A 14,315-nucleotide genomic window follows, 5' to 3' on the forward strand; every position below is an offset into this window, starting at 1 on the left:
AATACATCGTTGGGTTTTACAACAACGAGCGGCTGCACTCGAAACTGGGATATCTGCCACCGACCGTTTACGAACGGGCAATGGCGTCTAAACCTCCTATCGAGGTGTCCGGAATTAGTTGACCACTACATGCAGCCAAGGTCAATTGCAAGACGCTCAGCCTCCCCAAGCACCCAAGCTCCGACCCCACCTCTCCTGTCTTCTCTAAGCACGAAAATCTCGTAAATGAAGCCCTCTGGCGGTCCCCAATTTTCATAGATGAGCAACCCTAGCTCTGACTCTTACGAGACGTGGCACGACCGAAGTGAGTGAGCCTCCAAATCACGCCAAAAAAAGGCACTTGAAAGACATCCCGAAATTCTAAACACGGAGAAAAAAGACACGCACTGGAAAAGGGTTTCAACCGATGTTAGGACAGCACATGCAGGACAAAAACTGCGAGAGTTCTAGACATGGTCCTCATGCGCCCTATATGTGCCCTAAAGTGGAGGTTTCTCACAGGCACAAAAAAGCCGATCCATCTGATCGGCTTAAGTGTCTGATTTTACTCAGTAAATATGGTCGGGACGGAGTGATTCGAACACTCGACCCCTAGCACCCCATACTGGGGGCATAAAACACCTAACCTATTGTTTTTAAATAAATAAATGCCTTATTCAGTCGGGCAAAATATCCGTACTTTTGTGCTTATGCAAACGAGAAACCGTGGCCTCCAGCGGTGGTTTTGCGCGCCCCCCTCCCCCGGCGTCCTGCCGACCGAACACAATCACACCTCCCCCGCACCACCGCGGATGAACCTGCGTCACGAATGGGGCAACCACACCAGACGCTCCGCGCCAGGCTCGAACGCCAAGGCGGTACGGCCCACGAAATCGGCGATCATTGACTGGTTGTCAACCTAAACATTGTAAATATTGTTGAGCGCGACTTCTGCCTAGGGCATTCTTCGCGACGCACATTTACATGGACGGTAATATTTGATGCGCCCTGCACCTATGGATGTGCCCATCCCCTGCGCCTGCACACTCGATACCTCGCTTCATCCCAGCGGCCTAAAAACCTCATTACGCCTTTATGGGCTAGTTCGCATCGTCGGTTTCAGCGACATACCTGCGAGCACGCCGGTTGAAATTCTTTGCACGGCGTCCGGCGAAGGCAAGGCGATTCGGGCCTTCGTTTCAAGGCTGGACGCTGAGTTGGTTGCCAGGTCAATGCCTGACTCAGGTTATCGTGTCGTACCGCTGGCACAATTCGACCCCACTGGATTTATCCAGCAACACCAGGGTTGGCTGACCGTCCACATCACCTGTGGTTTTTCCTCGCAGCGCGACACGTTACGACTTGCAGATGGTGACTTGCCAAGCTTGGGCTGGTTTATTTACGCCCAGACAGGCCCCTGGAGCCCGGGGCGCTTCATCCACTGGGGCGAAGAAGTCGCCGAGATATTGCTCAGTACCTACCGCAGCGTCGGCATGCCCAATTACAACGCCTGGCTCAACCAGCTTGATGGCTATTCCATTCAGGCCATGGACAGCTGCGTCGAAATCGCCTGGCAGGCGTTATTGGCTTGCCGTCCCATGCGAGAAAACCACCGAGCACTGTTCAACCCTAGGGATGAGTGCTGGCGCTTTTCCGACTCGCCCATCGACCCTTATTACCCCATTTGAAACCTTGAAAAGGAACTTCCCATGAGTGGCAAACCTGCTGCCCGAGTTACAGATCCCACCAATTGTCCGCTTCCGGGACATGGCACGAATCCGATTGCCAGTGGCTCCCCCAATGTGAATTTCGACGGCCTTGCCGCCGCTCGCATGACCGATAAATCCGCATGCGGTAGCCCGATCACCGGTGCCGTCAGCTCTACGGTTCTCATCAATGGGCTGAATGCCGCTACTCAAGGCAGTACAGGTGGCCACGGAAACGTGGTTATGGGTGGATCCGGCACGGTCATTATTGGCGACACCTTCGTACCAGCCCCCTTCAGCGGCCTGCTGCCGATGCCAGTGCACTTCAGCGACAAGTTCAGACTAGTTGACCAAGACTCGGGCGAGCCTCTACCCAATCTTAATTACGCCATCCAGCGCGCTGACGGCAGCATGGAACACGGTGTAAGTGATCCGATGGGGTATACGCATGTAGTGAGTTCGCACCTGTCCGAAACAATCAAACTGTTTCTGGAGGACTAAGGCATGGCAGCAGATGCCCTTCATACAACCGACAGCACACAATCTTCCCCAGACCAAAGAACAAGTTTCATTATTTCTGTTTGCCCAGAGGGGCAGACAGTGAGCGTCAAAATCTATATTGGTGACTTTCATCATGGCTGAAGTGGTTAGCAAGAATGGCAGAAAAATGTCTCCCGTAGCCACAAGAGCGGTGACGCCCGTCAAAGACTCCACCCCAAAAACTGTATCGCTGGACGCAAAGAAACAGGTAAGACGGGCTGAGAATGAGGAGTATTTGAAGAATAAGAACGTGAAGGCATTTTTGGTTGCCATTGCCGAATCTGAAGGCGGTAGCTACCACGCGAAATATGGTTATGGCTGGGCACCGGGTTTTAAAACTGGAAAATGGACTTTCACTGATGAGTCCACCCATCCGGGGGCAGGTCACGGCGGAAAAACTACGGCATCGGGCATGTATCAAATTACCATTGCCACTTGGCGCGAGTATGCCGGAAAGATGGGGCTCACCGACTTTACGCCTAATACGCAAGACCTTATCGCGGTCGACATTCTGCGCACCCTCGGTGTGATCGATAAGATCAAGGCCGGCGACATCCCGGGAGCAATGCCGAAGGCGGCAACGAGGTGGGCGGCACTTCCCGAAGGGCCTGGTAAGAAAAATCATTATCCGCCGCAACCGTATGCCGAGTATCCAAAGTTTTTGGAGAGTTACAAATCGGCTGGAGGGACTGTCAAATGAAGTTTTCAATCCTCGCGCTCGTCGCACTTTATTGCATTGGCACCAGCGCAGCGTTTGCGGATGGCTCGCAGGCGACAAGCGACAGGCGCGGGCCGGCAGGCATCGCCGTCGGTGAACCCTTGGTCGCGGCCAGGGCCAAGCTCGTCAAACAAGGATGGAAGCCGACGCGGATGCATACCACCGATGGCTATGAATATAGTGGCGTGGAGCGGGAGCTGGCTGCACGCAAGTTCTTCGAACTCGATGTCTGCTCTTTTGATAGCTCGCGTTGCATCTTGTTCTACTCAAAGAACGGCACTTGCCTGCGCGTCGACACCATTGGGGAGCAATTCAATGACATGACGGTTACGCGATGGGCCGATGAGTGTCCTGACGCCAAGTAAGCGCGGCGCGGGATAGCAACCGACCATTTTGAATGGGGCGACATTTGCCAGTACCTGGCCCCGCGCCGAAAATTGCAGTCATTCAACCTCAGTGTGATACCCCCCTCACATACGCTTGGCACGCAGCCAGGGCAATCATTCCCCGGTCGCCTTCATCGGTGATGGCGATAATTCTTTGAGCATGCGCTGGGTCAAGTTGGGCTCGTACGGTTGCATGATCCACGCCGCCGGCGCCGGTGGCTTTTGGCACGTCACAGCCAGCGGCTGAATCCGCGTCGAGGAGGACTGACAGCCGCAGATCAGAAGTGGCAAGACGATCGCGCAGGCGGTTCTGGTCTTTTTGTGCATCGCTCAATTTCCTGTAGTGGGTTTGTTCGCTGACCGACAGGCGCTCCTCGAGAGCCAGACGCTTGTCCTGCTCGGCCTGCTGCGCGGTGGCGGCCATCAGGGTCAGTTGATTGAGGGTTTCGGCTTGCAACCGCGCCTGCTCGGCCAGTTGCTTCCCATAGCGCCAGTCTTGTAAATGCCAAGTACTTCCGGCTCCAATCAGAACCAGCACCAGCGCGCCGACCGCCTTCCACGGGACCGCAATCACAACAGCACCGCCTGAGCCCGCGACCAGATTTCCAGCCGATCCTGCAAACCGTTCAATCCGCCGTTGATGCATCGGGTGGCTTACCGGGTGCATCGGGATGCAACCCAACCCAGAGGAACACCCATGAAATCAATCCTGCCTTTATCCGTCAGCACCCTCCCCTGCGCCCAACGGCAACCAGCAGGCGGCCCGAGTGCTGACGAATACAAGCAACCCACCCGGAGGAATCAGCCATGCAATCACTCATGAAGCAACGCATCGACGGGCTTCAGGCTCTGCGTCTTCGCGCAGTTATCGCAACGTCCGAGTTCTACTCCCTGATCGGTAAGGAAGCGCCTGTGCAGAAGGTGCGCTTCCAGGTGAAAACTGTCGGTCCGAAGGCTTACCACATTGTCGACCTGGTCACCGGCAGGACCTGCGGTTTCCGCTTTGAATACGCCCCCGCCGTCGACTACGCCATGCAGCTCGAGGAAAAGGCCAGCCGCCTTCCCGGAGGTGCGCAGTGATCGGCGTACCAATGCCCAACCCGCGAGACTCGCTCATCGCGAACCTGAACCAGCAGCTGGATCAATTCTTCGGCACTGGCCGATCGGTGCAGGAAGTCGCCCCGGGCGTCAGTGGTGAAAGGGAGATGATGTACGGCAGCTCCCACAGCAACAAGCTGAAGATCGAGCGCGACAAGCTCGCTCCGCGGCTGAAGCAACTGGCCGACGCCGGCAAGACCGTCATCGAGGCAGCGAAAGAAATGGGCATGGAAGCCAAGCGCGCCAGCGCCGACGACAGACATGGCTGGATCTACCGGCCCACGGAATTGAAGAGGTAGGCCATGGCCAAGAGCAACGCGGAGATTCAGAAGGACAAGCGCGCCAAGGAGAAAGCCTTGCTGGATCGGATCGGCGCCGAGAAGCGGTCGCTGATTGTGTCGAAGGCGCTTGCTGATGCACTTCAGGTACTGGGCGAGCGCCATGACTTCGAGGAATGGCAGGAAACAGTGTCGACCTTCCTGCTCAATCTTGCTGCGGCGCCGGCCGAAGAATCAGCCCGCTTTGCCACCATGTCGCGACACGAATTCACAATCAGCGAAAACGTGTCGCGGAAATTGGAGCATGCTTACAGGCGCGAGGCGCTGCGCCTGTGCGGAGACGACTAACAAGCACAGTTTTTTCGCATATTGCTCAAGATTTAATTGTTGTCGGTGCTTCCATCACCGCGCGAAGAACAGAAGTGATTATTTTGTAGCTGTAAAAGCGATCGCCAGCATCGATGAGTGTTGTACCGTCCACACTCAGGATGCCGCCATCTCGATGGATGCGGAATCGACCTATTTCCACTTTGCCGCCCCCGATTTGATGAGTCAGAAGCACGGCCTCTGCGTAGCCGGCTTGCTCTACGGCTAAAAGGCTAAGCTTAATTGAGAATATTTTATCCAGCACCTTCCCTTCGATGCTGTTTTCTTCCTGAGCCAACTTCACATCGACGAGATCCGCGAAATATGCTTTCGATATTTCCTGCCAGTTCTCTACAAGCCCCAAAAAAGTTGATGACGCATAAGTCCAGTCACGCTTGACCTTGCTTAAGTAGCCTGGGAATTCTTCAGGATTACGAGTGAAATCCATTGCATCTGCTCCCGTTAAAAAGTCCATTGATGGGCGAATAGAGCCCATCTCTTTGTAGACCACACACCATTAAATTGCCACCACCCCCCACTGTCGCATCCGGTCACGGAGGGCGGCTCCTGACTGGAAATCACTTATGACCATCACCGCACCGGTTATCCGCTACCACGGTGCAAAGTTCCGGCTTGCGCCGTGGGTGTTGCAACACTTCCCCCCGCACACCTGCTACGTCGAGTCGTTCGGCGGCGCGGCCGGCGTGCTGATGCAAAAGCCTCGGTCGTATGCCGAGGTGTACAACGACCTAGACGGCGACATCGTGAACCTGTTCCGCGTTCTTCAGGATCCGGTTACGCGATCGTGACTCACCGAACGCCTGGTGTTCACACCCTACTCCCGGGAAGAGTTCGAATTGTCATGGGAGCCAAGCGCCGAGCCGATCGAACGTGCGCGCCGGACGATCATCAGAGCCCAGATGGGCTTCGGCTCCGCCGGCGCAACGAAGGGCGTCACGGGTTTTCGCATCGACACCAAGCGGCAGTACGGCACGGCCCAGTCGCTTTGGGCAACTTACCCGGAACAGCTCGCCGAGGTTGGCCAACGCCTGACCGGCGTACTTATCGAGAACAGGCCGGCGATCGAGGTAATCAAAGCCCACGACGGACCGCAAACTTTGCACTACGTCGACCCACCATACGTGCATGACACCCGCTACAAAGGCGCATCAAGCGGCCGCTACTATAAGCACGAAATGGACGACGCGGCGCACCGAGATCTGCTCAGCGTGTTGCTCGAGCTAGAAGGAATGGTCGTGCTGTCGGGATACCCGAGCGACCTTTACGCAGAGTTGCTGCCAGGCTGGGCGAGTTACAGCACCTCGGCGCGAATCTCCGCTGGGCGCGGCACGGCAATCCGAACCGAATGCATCTGGCTGAACCCGGCCTGTGTTGATCGGGTCAGCCAGATCGGCCTGGATCTCGGCGAGCGGGCCTGACCCACCCTCACCTATTGCGCTACTAGATCAGCCATCGCCACGGTCGTACCAGTTGTTTGCAATATCAGCTGCCTGCTGATTGACAGCGCTCCAGCTATCAAATGGCCCGCTTAGAATCTCTATCACGTCATACCTTTCGCCTCTACCTATCAGCACACGCACTGAGTCAGGCAGGGCAGGACTTTGGACATTCGACGCATAGTCAATCCATGCATCCTTTCCTTTGGTTAGCTCCTTCGGGATAAGCACTGGTGCTACTGGTTCGGCGCACATGTAGATCTCCTTCCGGCTCCATACCGGGCCAGAACACAAATACCCCACTTCAACGAATCACGCCAGCCGGCGAAGATATTAGAGCTGCTCAACCTTAAAGTTGGGATACCCGCCTCCCGGCGGAAAGGAAATATTGAACATACATACTCCTGGAGTAAAATCCGCATCCAAATAAGTCACTGCAAGCTTGTCGCCGACACCTTCACCGTTACCATTGAACGAGACTTTAAATCGAGCGATGTCTTTATGCTCCATCAAGTGCTTAGTCTGACTTATAAGTTTAAACTGATCAGAAAAATCAAAATTCACACTCGTAACAGTCGAGCCTAGATTTTGAACTGAAAAATCCATTTCATGATGTAAACCGGAATGAGAGCCTCCATTTCCAGCAACCACGAACAAAGGCCGAATGGATTTTGCGCGTTGATCACGAGCATTTCGCATATTGTCTAATTCAGCTTGGACCTGTTCCCTAGATACAGAAACCAGTTCTTTCTGCTGCTCAACAGAGTTTTTCAACTCTACAGCCTGAAGCCTTAGTGCCTCATTGTTCTGACGAAGTTCAAGCCCTTGCTGGAAGAAACCAAGAACCAGCCACAGTATCGAAATAGGCCCAAACACTCCGGCTAAAAAATCACCAAACTCATTTAAGGCCATCACTTCAAGCGAACCAATTCTCGAACCGGCAAAGTGGTAGACCCCGTACAAATAAATAGCCGAAAGAACTAAACCAATTCCTGATAGCCAACGGTTCATAACGAACTCCATTTCTAGTTTTTGCAGAATAATACCTGCGACGTATCCCCATGCCCACAGAAAACCAACACATCACCTACATGGCCTGGCTCATCTATACGGGGCCGCGGAGCTGATCGAAAAGAGTTCGCCCTAACCAGCTGCTGGCCGCTCAGCACATATCCTGAGCACCTGGCAGGGCGAACTGGGACGCGCTCCGCAACGCTGCGTCTCCTCTGCAATTCTGAACTATTCACAACTGAACAGCCTGCCGGTGAACGGCGGGCGAGGAATCTTGCATGTTCGATTTTCTAAAAAAGCGCTTTCGTCGCAAGCCCACCGAGAAGTCCTCAGCATCAACTTTCGCCGGCGGCTCAGCCGACAGCCTTTACACCCCATCATCCAGCCCCATAAGAAGCGCCCCTCCATCAGATCTGCTCAGCCCTCTAAATCCGCTGAGCCCGTTCAGCCCTCTCAGTCAGGTCGATTCGTACGAGCCGCCCCGCTCACACAGCCATTGCGCACCTACCAGTTACAGCAGCCATGACAGCGGTAGCAGTTACTCGTCGAACGACAGCTGCAGTTCGTCCAGCTCGAGTGATAGCAGCTCCAGCTACAGCAAAGACTGAATCCACTTCCCACCTTCTGCCACCACGCGCGGCATGGAGCAAGTAATGAAAAAAGAACTGATCAAGATCAGCGAGTTTCAGCGCCGGCGATGGGGCGAAGGCGGCACACCGCAATGCCCGCAGGCCATCCGCAACCACATTCGCAACGGCATGGTGCCCGGCGAGCAGATCGGCAAACTCTGGTACGTTGACTGGGCCGCGTTCAGCCGGTCGAACGGCAACGACCTAGTGGCGATGGTATTGAAAGGAGCTGCATGATGGCACCACGGCCGCGCAATACTGCGAACAAAAGCCTTCCGCAGAACCTGTACTTCGATGCGCGGCGCTCGACTTATCGTTACCGGCGGCCGACCGATGGGAAGTGGTTCCAGTTCGGTAGTGACCGCATCAAAGCGATCGACGCCGCGAAGCAGTTGAACCTGGAATTTATGCGCGGTGCTGACCTAGTCGGTGCCGTGATGTCCGCTTCATCGGAGTCGTTCGCTACCTTCCTCGATAAGTACGAAGCTGATGTGCTGCCACCGCGAGAGCTGGCCAAGGGCACGCTCGGCTTGTACGCAGTGCACTTCAGGTGTTTCCGCAAGCAGTTCGAGGGAAAGGCCGTCGACCAGATATCCATTCGCATGGTCGCGGAAATGCTGGACGCTCTCACCCCGCGCACCGCGAACCAGTGCCGGGCTCTACTCGTCGACATCTTCAACCACGCAGCGGCCAAAGGCTTATGCCCGGAGAACCCGGCGGCCAGCACAATCAACCGCATCGAGAAGAAGCAGCGCAAGCGTCACACCATAGAGGGCCTGAAGGCCATCCGGGAGAAGGCGCCTGCCTGGCTGCAGAACGCAATCGATCTCGCCCTGATCACCGCCCAGCGCCGAACAGACATCCTGGACATGCGCTTCGATGGCGTTCGTGAGGGCTTCTTGTACGTAGTGCAGAAGAAGACGGCCAAGGCTAGTGACGCGGCATGGATTCGCTTTCGGGTTACTGCCGAATTGCAGGCCGTGATCAGTCGGTGCCGCGATGACACCGCTTCGCCGTATCTGGTACACCGAAAGCCTGATCGCTTGAAACAGAAACAGGCACAGACCAAGGACCACTGGACGAAGGTTGAAGAGCGGTATCTCACGCGTGCATTCAAGGACGCCAGGGAGGCGGCGGAATGCTACAAGGGATGGAAGGAAGAGGAGATGCCGGGCTTCCATGAAGTGCGAGCGCTGTCGCTGCACCTGTACAAGAAAGCCGGAAAGGATGGACAGAAGATCGCAGGGCACGCGAGCGAGGGTATGACCAAAAACTACCAGCGGGACCATGAGGAAATCGTCTGGTCCGAGGCGATTCCGGACCTGAATATCAGCGAAATCACCGGATAGTTTTGCGCCAGTTTTGCGCAGACCTGAAACGAGAAAGGGGATCAAGCCGCTAAGTGCTTGATCCCCTTACGAAATATGGTCGGGACGGAGTGATTCGAACACTCGACCCCTAGCACCCCATGCTAGTGCGCTACCGGACTGCGCTACGCCCCGACTAGGCGTTGACTCTGTTCCTCATCTCGAGGAACGCTCAAGAATATATCGCAAGCTTTTGAAAACTGGAAGTATTTAAAAGCAGGAATTTATTTCTTGAGGACTACCAGAACATCTTCCAGCTCCGCGATCATCTGGCGGATCATTTGTTTGTATTGGGTGGTGTCGTCTTTGGCTTCATCGCCGGACAAACGCAGGCGCGCGCCGCCGATGGTGAACCCCTGATCGTAAAGAAGCGCGCGGATCTGCCGGATCATCAGCACGTCCTGGCGCTGATAATACCGGCGGTTTCCGCGGCGTTTGACGGGGTTGAGTTGAGGAAACTCCTGCTCCCAGTAGCGCAGCACGTGCGGCTTTACCGCACACAGCTCGCTGACTTCACCAATGGTGAAGTAGCGTTTGCCCGGGATGACGGGTAGTTCGTCGTTATGACTTGGTTCCAGCATAAGCCTCAACTCGGGCCTTCAACTTCTGCCCTGGACGAAAGGTGACCACACGGCGAGCCGTGATCGGGATTTCTTCTCCCGTTTTCGGATTGCGGCCAGGCCGCTGGCGTTTGTCCCGAAGGTCGAAATTGCCGAAACCGGACAATTTGACTTGTTCGTTGTCTTCAAGAGCGTGCCTGATTTCTTCAAAAAACAGTTCGACCAATTCCTTGGCTTCCCGCTTGTTCAGGCCCAGCTCTTCATACAGACGTTCCGCCATCTCAGCTTTCGTCAAAGCCCCCATACGTCACTTCCTTAACGTGGCGTTCAACCTTTGTTCGAGCGAGGTGAGGATGTTTTGCGTCGTGGTATTCACCTCATCGTCATTAAGAGTGCGCGATGGATGCTGCCAGGTCAAGCCAACTGCAAGGCTTTTTCTATGCGGATCAATGCCTTTACCCTGATACACGTCAAATAGCCTGAGGTCCGTTAGCCATTCGCCTGCATTTTCACGGATTACGTCCAGTACGGCAGTGGCCGCAACGTCTTTGTCCGCCAGCAGTGCAAGGTCACGACGCACTTCAGGAAAGCGCGATAACTCCTGGAATTTAGGCATTTTGCCCGAAGCCACTTCGGCCAGAACCAGCTCGAAAACGAAGACCGGACGGTCGAGACCGAGGGTTTTCGACAATTCAGGGTGGATGGCGCCGACATAACCTACCAAACGACCATCACGCTCGATGCGCGCGGTTTGACCCGGGTGCAACGCAGGGTGTTTACCTGGCACGAACGTGAACGAATCCAGCGCACCGGCGAAGCCAAGCACCGCTTCCACATCGGCTTTGACGTCGAAGAAATCCACGACATCGCGACCTTGTGCCCAGCCTTCCGGCAGGCGGCTACCGCATACCACACCGGCCAGCATCGGCTCTTGCTTCAAGCCTTCCAGCTGACCGACGAAGCGCAGGCCGCTTTCGAACAGGCGGACGCGATCCTGCTGGCGGTTCAGGTTGTGCTGAAGTGCCTTGACCAGACCCGGCCACAGGGACGAACGCATCGCAGCCATGTCGTTGGAAATCGGGTTGGCCAGTAGCAGCGGCTCGACACCCGGATTAAACAACTCGAATTGTTTCGGATCGATGAAGCTGTACGTGATCGCTTCCTGATAACCACGGGCCACCAGCAGACGACGCAGCTCTGGCAGATCGCTGCGCGCTTCAGCCTTGGCTTGTGGCGCCAGACGGGCTTGCGGGTAACGAACCGGCAGGCGGTTGTAACCGTACAGGCGGGCCAGCTCTTCGATCAGGTCAACTTCCAGACTGATATCGAAACGGAAGCTTGGCACTTCTACGCGCCACTGCCCTGCCCCATCGGCAGAAATGGTCAGACCCAAAGCGCTGAGCAGACGCTCGACTTCGGCCGAATCCATTTCCATACCCAACATCTGGGTGATGCGCTGGGCACGCAGGGTGATCGGCGCGATCGACGGCAGGTGCTGCTCGCTGACGGTTTCGACGATCGGGCCGGCTTCGCCACCGGTGATTTCCAGCAGCAGGCCAGTGGCGCGCTCCATGGCTTCACGGGCCAGCTTCCAGTCCACGCCACGCTCGTAGCGGTGCGAAGCGTCGGTGTGCAGGCCGTAGGAACGAGCCTTGCCAGCGACGGCAATCTGGTCGAAGAACGCGCTTTCCAGGAAAATATCGCGCGTGGTCGCGGTGTTGACGCCGCTGTGCTCGCCGCCCATGACGCCGGCGATAGCCAAGGCGCGGGTGTGGTCGGCAATCACCAGCGTATCGCTACGCAGGCTGACTTCCTGACCGTCGAGCAGCACCAGCTTCTCGCCTTCTTCGGCCATGCGCACGCGAATGCCGCCATTGATTTCGGCGAGATCGAAGGCGTGCAGCGGCTGGCCCAGTTCCAGCATCACGTAATTGGTGATGTCGACGGCGGCGTCGATGCTGCGCACGTCGGCACGACGCAGGCGCTCGACCATCCACAGTGGCGTAGGTTTAGACAGGTCAACGTTACGGATCACACGACCCAGGTAACGCGGGCAAGCGTTTGGCGCCAGCACTTCGATCGAACGCACTTCGTCGTGTACGGCAGGAACGCTGGCAATGGCCGGGCGAACCACCGGGGCGGCATAAAGCGCACCGACTTCGCGGGCCAGACCGGCCAGCGACAGGCAATCACCGCGGTTCGGGGTCAGGTCGACCTCGATGCTGGCGTCGTCGAGGCTCAGGTATTCACGAATGTCCTGACCGACCGGCGCATCGGCCGGCAATTCCATCAGGCCGTCGTTGCCTTCGCCGATTTGCAGTTCGGCCTGGGAGCACAGCATGCCGTTGGATTCAACTCCACGCAGCTTGGCTTTCTTGATTTTGAAATCGCCCGGCAGTTCGGCACCGATCATGGCGAACGGGATCTTCAGGCCCGGGCGCACGTTGGGTGCACCGCATACGACCTGGAAAGTTTCCGCGCCACTGCTGACCTGGCAAACACGCAACTTGTCGGCGTCCGGGTGTTGCTCGGTGCTCAGCACCTCACCCACCACCACGCCACTGAATTCACCGGCGGCCGGCGTAACACTATCGACCTCAAGACCGGCCATCGACAGACGAGCAACCAGCTCGTCGCGATTTACCTGCGGGCTTACCCAGCCACGCAGCCATTGTTCACTGAATTTCATCCTGCTCTCCTAAGAATTCGTTACGACTAGCGAAATTGCGCGAGGAACCGCAAGTCGTTGTCGAAGAACAGACGCAAGTCGTTCACGCCGTAACGCAGCATGGCCAGACGCTCAACGCCCATGCCGAAGGCAAAGCCCGAAAACTCTTCCGGGTCGATCCCGGACATACGCAGCACGTTCGGGTGAACCATGCCGCAGCCCATGACTTCCAGCCAGCCAGTCTGCTTGCAGACACGGCAACCTTTACCGCTGCACATCACGCATTCCATGTCGACTTCGGCGGATGGCTCGGTGAACGGGAAGTACGAAGGACGGAAACGCACAGCCAGTTCTTTTTCGAAGAACACGCGCAGGAACTCTTCGATGGTCCCTTTCAGGTCGGCGAAGTTGATATCGCGGTCGACCAGCAGGCCTTCGACCTGGTGGAACATCGGGGAGTGAGTGATATCGGAGTCGCTACGGTACACACGGCCTGGACAGACGATGCGGATCGGCGGCTGTTTCGATTCCATGGTGCGAACCTGTACCGGCGAGGTATGGGTGCGCAGCAACATGTTGGCATTGAAATAGAAGGTGTCATGCATCGACCGGGCCGGGTGATGGCCTGGGATGTTGAGCGCTTCGAAGTTGTGGTAGTCGTCTTCGACCTCAGGGCCTTCGGCGATGCCGTAGCCGATGTGAGTGAAGAACTGTTCGATACGTTCCAGAGTGCGAGTAACCGGATGCAGACCACCCGAGGTCTGGCCACGGCCAGGCAGGGTCACGTCAATGGACTCGGCAGACAGTTTGGCGGCCAGATCAGCCTCTTCAAACAGTGCCTTGCGCGCATTGAGAACCTCTGTGACACGCTCCTTGGCAACGTTGATCAGCGCACCGACTTGCGGACGCTCTTCCGCCGGCAAATTCCCCAGGGTCTTCATCACCTGAGTCAATTCACCCTTTTTGCCAAGGTAGTGAACCCGGATTTGCTCCAGGGCATTGATATCTTCAGCGCTTTGCACAGCCTCTAGTGCTTGAGAGACGAGCGCGTCCAGGTTTTCCATGTACAGACTCCAGATACAAAATAGGGGAAGAGCTTGAAGGCTCTTCCCCTATTTATGACGTTTAACACCTGACCCCACAGAGGTGAGGCCGGGTGACTGTCGGGGGTACTTAAGCCAAGGTGGCTTTAGCTTTCTCGACAATCGCAGCAAACGCCGCTTTTTCGTTCACTGCCAGATCAGCCAGAACCTTACGGTCGATCTCGATGGACGCTTTTTTCAGGCCGGCGATGAAACGGCTGTAGGACAGACCGTTGATACGTGCACCAGCGTTGATACGAGCGATCCACAGAGCGCGGAACTGACGTTTTTTCTGACGACGGTCACGGTAGGCGTATTGGCCTGCCTTGATTACCGCTTGCTTGGCAACACGGAATACGCGCGAGCGAGCGCCGTAGTAGCCTTTAGCAAGTTTCAGAATTTTTTTGTGACGTTTACGGGCAATGACGCCACGCTTTACACGAGCCATGAGTTACTTCCTCTATTCTTGA

Annotated in this window: 19 protein-coding genes, 1 tRNA gene and 2 pseudogenes; 10 read left to right on the forward strand and 12 right to left on the reverse strand. The window is 56.2% G+C overall.

Translation table 11 applies throughout. The features are described from left to right. Positions 1–125: 125 nt before the first annotated feature. Positions 126–266 carry a GNAT family N-acetyltransferase gene (locus AACY49_RS11815; RefSeq protein ID WP_339523879.1) on the reverse strand — a complete coding sequence of 47 codons (141 nt, stop codon included), beginning with the start codon at positions 264–266 and terminating at the stop codon, positions 126–128. 714 nt (positions 267–980) lie between these two features. On the opposite strand from AACY49_RS11815, the gene AACY49_RS11820 reads away from it, so the two are divergent. From AACY49_RS11820 to AACY49_RS11835, 4 genes are all read left to right on the forward strand, one after another. Next, complete coding sequence (locus AACY49_RS11820) at positions 981–1,667, forward strand: hypothetical protein (RefSeq protein WP_339523882.1); 687 nt, start codon at positions 981–983, stop codon at positions 1,665–1,667. Positions 1,668–1,688: 21 nt separating this feature from the next. Continuing rightward, complete coding sequence (locus tag AACY49_RS11825; protein WP_258696646.1) at positions 1,689–2,186, forward strand: PAAR domain-containing protein; 498 nt, start codon at positions 1,689–1,691, stop codon at positions 2,184–2,186. A gap of 133 nt (positions 2,187–2,319) precedes the next feature. Beyond that, positions 2,320–2,925, forward strand: a complete 606-nt coding sequence (locus AACY49_RS11830; protein WP_339523888.1) for a hypothetical protein — start codon at positions 2,320–2,322, stop codon at positions 2,923–2,925. Beyond that, positions 2,922–3,308 carry a hypothetical protein gene (locus AACY49_RS11835; RefSeq protein ID WP_339523890.1) on the forward strand — a complete coding sequence of 129 codons (387 nt, stop codon included), beginning with the start codon at positions 2,922–2,924 and terminating at the stop codon, positions 3,306–3,308. The genes AACY49_RS11830 and AACY49_RS11835 overlap by 4 nt, the downstream gene beginning before the upstream one ends. A gap of 88 nt (positions 3,309–3,396) precedes the next feature. Here AACY49_RS11835 and AACY49_RS11840 read toward each other — a convergent pair whose 3' ends face one another. Together AACY49_RS11840 and AACY49_RS11845 are read right to left on the reverse strand one after the other, a co-directional pair. After that, a complete protein-coding gene (locus tag AACY49_RS11840) occupies positions 3,397–3,900 on the reverse strand; it encodes a lysis system i-spanin subunit Rz (protein WP_223483711.1) in 504 nt (167 codons plus the stop codon). Beyond that, positions 3,900–3,980: pseudogene (locus AACY49_RS11845) on the reverse strand (glycoside hydrolase family 19 protein); the annotation flags it as partial. The gene AACY49_RS11840 and the pseudogene AACY49_RS11845, both read right to left, overlap by 1 nt. Positions 3,981–4,136: 156 nt before the next feature. Between AACY49_RS11845 and AACY49_RS11850 the strand changes: the two are divergent. Genes AACY49_RS11850 through AACY49_RS11860 form a run of 3 tightly spaced genes read left to right on the forward strand, consistent with a single transcriptional unit; the run spans position 4,137 to position 5,053 of the window. Then, entirely contained in the window at positions 4,137–4,409 is a 273-nt protein-coding gene (locus AACY49_RS11850) for a hypothetical protein (protein ID WP_339523891.1), read from the forward strand. Next, positions 4,406–4,726: a hypothetical protein gene (locus AACY49_RS11855; RefSeq protein ID WP_339523892.1), complete on the forward strand. Its 321-nt coding sequence runs from the start codon at positions 4,406–4,408 to the stop codon at positions 4,724–4,726. Before AACY49_RS11850 ends, AACY49_RS11855 begins: the two co-directional genes overlap by 4 nt. Positions 4,727–4,729: 3 nt before the next feature. Next, a complete protein-coding gene (locus AACY49_RS11860; protein WP_339523893.1) occupies positions 4,730–5,053 on the forward strand; it encodes a hypothetical protein in 324 nt (107 codons plus the stop codon). 25 nt (positions 5,054–5,078) lie between these two features. Here the strand turns inward: AACY49_RS11860 and AACY49_RS11865 are convergent, their stop codons facing one another. Then, on the reverse strand, positions 5,079–5,519 hold the full coding sequence (locus tag AACY49_RS11865) for a hypothetical protein (protein WP_339523894.1): 441 nt from the start codon (positions 5,517–5,519) through the stop codon (positions 5,079–5,081). A 136-nt stretch (positions 5,520–5,655) separates the two neighbouring features. On the opposite strand from AACY49_RS11865, the pseudogene AACY49_RS11870 reads away from it, so the two are divergent. Then, positions 5,656–6,510: pseudogene (locus AACY49_RS11870) on the forward strand (DNA adenine methylase). A 27-nt stretch (positions 6,511–6,537) separates the two neighbouring features. On the opposite strand, the gene AACY49_RS11875 reads toward AACY49_RS11870, so the two are convergent. Both AACY49_RS11875 and AACY49_RS11880 read right to left on the reverse strand, forming a co-directional pair. Then, entirely contained in the window at positions 6,538–6,783 is a 246-nt protein-coding gene (locus tag AACY49_RS11875; RefSeq protein ID WP_339523895.1) for a hypothetical protein, read from the reverse strand. Between the two features lie 78 nt (positions 6,784–6,861). Next, positions 6,862–7,539, reverse strand: coding sequence for a hypothetical protein (locus AACY49_RS11880; protein ID WP_339523896.1), 678 nt, complete (start codon positions 7,537–7,539; stop codon positions 6,862–6,864). Between the two features lie 653 nt (positions 7,540–8,192). Here AACY49_RS11880 and AACY49_RS11885 point away from each other — a divergent pair. Further along, entirely contained in the window at positions 8,193–8,405 is a 213-nt protein-coding gene (locus AACY49_RS11885; RefSeq protein WP_090318852.1) for a hypothetical protein, read from the forward strand. Next, positions 8,405–9,517 (forward strand): phage integrase Arm DNA-binding domain-containing protein, encoded by a 1,113-nt coding sequence (locus AACY49_RS11890; protein ID WP_339524056.1) that lies wholly within the window; start codon positions 8,405–8,407, stop codon positions 9,515–9,517. The genes AACY49_RS11885 and AACY49_RS11890 overlap by 1 nt, the downstream gene beginning before the upstream one ends. A 76-nt stretch (positions 9,518–9,593) precedes the next feature. On the opposite strand, the gene AACY49_RS11895 is transcribed toward AACY49_RS11890, so the two are convergent. The 6 genes from AACY49_RS11895 to rplT form a co-directional block, all read right to left on the reverse strand. Further along, positions 9,594–9,670, reverse strand: a tRNA-Pro gene (locus tag AACY49_RS11895). 89 nt (positions 9,671–9,759) lie between these two features. Continuing rightward, positions 9,760–10,116 (reverse strand): MerR family transcriptional regulator, encoded by a 357-nt coding sequence (locus AACY49_RS11900; protein ID WP_003179985.1) that lies wholly within the window; start codon positions 10,114–10,116, stop codon positions 9,760–9,762. Further along, positions 10,097–10,399 (reverse strand): integration host factor subunit alpha, encoded by a 303-nt coding sequence (ihfA, locus tag AACY49_RS11905; RefSeq protein ID WP_002553164.1) that lies wholly within the window; start codon positions 10,397–10,399, stop codon positions 10,097–10,099. Before ihfA ends, AACY49_RS11900 begins: the two co-directional genes overlap by 20 nt. 3 nt (positions 10,400–10,402) lie before the next feature. Further along, entirely contained in the window at positions 10,403–12,784 is a 2,382-nt protein-coding gene (gene pheT / locus AACY49_RS11910; protein WP_320391200.1) for a phenylalanine--tRNA ligase subunit beta, read from the reverse strand. 26 nt (positions 12,785–12,810) lie between these two features. Beyond that, the gene (pheS, locus tag AACY49_RS11915) at positions 12,811–13,827 is read right to left on the reverse strand and encodes a phenylalanine--tRNA ligase subunit alpha (protein WP_007905876.1); all 1,017 of its coding nucleotides are present in this window, start codon (positions 13,825–13,827) and stop codon (positions 12,811–12,813) included. A gap of 109 nt (positions 13,828–13,936) precedes the next feature. Continuing rightward, positions 13,937–14,293, reverse strand: coding sequence for a 50S ribosomal protein L20 (rplT, locus tag AACY49_RS11920; RefSeq protein WP_007905879.1), 357 nt, complete (start codon positions 14,291–14,293; stop codon positions 13,937–13,939). Between the last annotated feature and the right edge of the window lie 22 nt (positions 14,294–14,315).

The sequence above is a fragment of the Pseudomonas sp. EL_65y_Pfl2_R96 genome (assembly GCF_963970905.1).
Classification (GTDB): domain Bacteria; phylum Pseudomonadota; class Gammaproteobacteria; order Pseudomonadales; family Pseudomonadaceae; genus Aquipseudomonas.

Bases quoted from the DNA above. Each gene is read 5' to 3' on its own strand.
- AACY49_RS11820 (WP_339523882.1), top strand. From the start codon at position 981: ATGCGCCCTGCACCTATGGATGTGCCCATCCCCTGCGCCTGCACACTC.
- AACY49_RS11825 (WP_258696646.1), top strand. From the start codon at position 1,689: ATGAGTGGCAAACCTGCTGCCCGAGTTACAGATCCCACCAATTGTCCG.
- AACY49_RS11830 (WP_339523888.1), top strand. From the start codon at position 2,320: ATGGCTGAAGTGGTTAGCAAGAATGGCAGAAAAATGTCTCCCGTAGCC.
- AACY49_RS11835 (WP_339523890.1), top strand. From the start codon at position 2,922: ATGAAGTTTTCAATCCTCGCGCTCGTCGCACTTTATTGCATTGGCACC.
- AACY49_RS11850 (WP_339523891.1), top strand. From the start codon at position 4,137: ATGCAATCACTCATGAAGCAACGCATCGACGGGCTTCAGGCTCTGCGT.
- AACY49_RS11860 (WP_339523893.1), top strand. From the start codon at position 4,730: ATGGCCAAGAGCAACGCGGAGATTCAGAAGGACAAGCGCGCCAAGGAG.
- AACY49_RS11865 (WP_339523894.1), bottom strand. From the start codon at position 5,519: ATGGATTTCACTCGTAATCCTGAAGAATTCCCAGGCTACTTAAGCAAG.
- AACY49_RS11875 (WP_339523895.1), bottom strand. From the start codon at position 6,783: ATGTGCGCCGAACCAGTAGCACCAGTGCTTATCCCGAAGGAGCTAACC.
- AACY49_RS11880 (WP_339523896.1), bottom strand. From the start codon at position 7,539: ATGAACCGTTGGCTATCAGGAATTGGTTTAGTTCTTTCGGCTATTTAT.
- AACY49_RS11885 (WP_090318852.1), top strand. From the start codon at position 8,193: ATGAAAAAAGAACTGATCAAGATCAGCGAGTTTCAGCGCCGGCGATGG.
- AACY49_RS11890 (WP_339524056.1), top strand. From the start codon at position 8,405: ATGGCACCACGGCCGCGCAATACTGCGAACAAAAGCCTTCCGCAGAAC.
- AACY49_RS11900 (WP_003179985.1), bottom strand. From the start codon at position 10,116: ATGCTGGAACCAAGTCATAACGACGAACTACCCGTCATCCCGGGCAAA.
- ihfA (WP_002553164.1), bottom strand. From the start codon at position 10,399: ATGGGGGCTTTGACGAAAGCTGAGATGGCGGAACGTCTGTATGAAGAG.
- pheT (WP_320391200.1), bottom strand. From the start codon at position 12,784: ATGAAATTCAGTGAACAATGGCTGCGTGGCTGGGTAAGCCCGCAGGTA.
- pheS (WP_007905876.1), bottom strand. From the start codon at position 13,827: ATGGAAAACCTGGACGCGCTCGTCTCTCAAGCACTAGAGGCTGTGCAA.
- rplT (WP_007905879.1), bottom strand. From the start codon at position 14,293: ATGGCTCGTGTAAAGCGTGGCGTCATTGCCCGTAAACGTCACAAAAAA.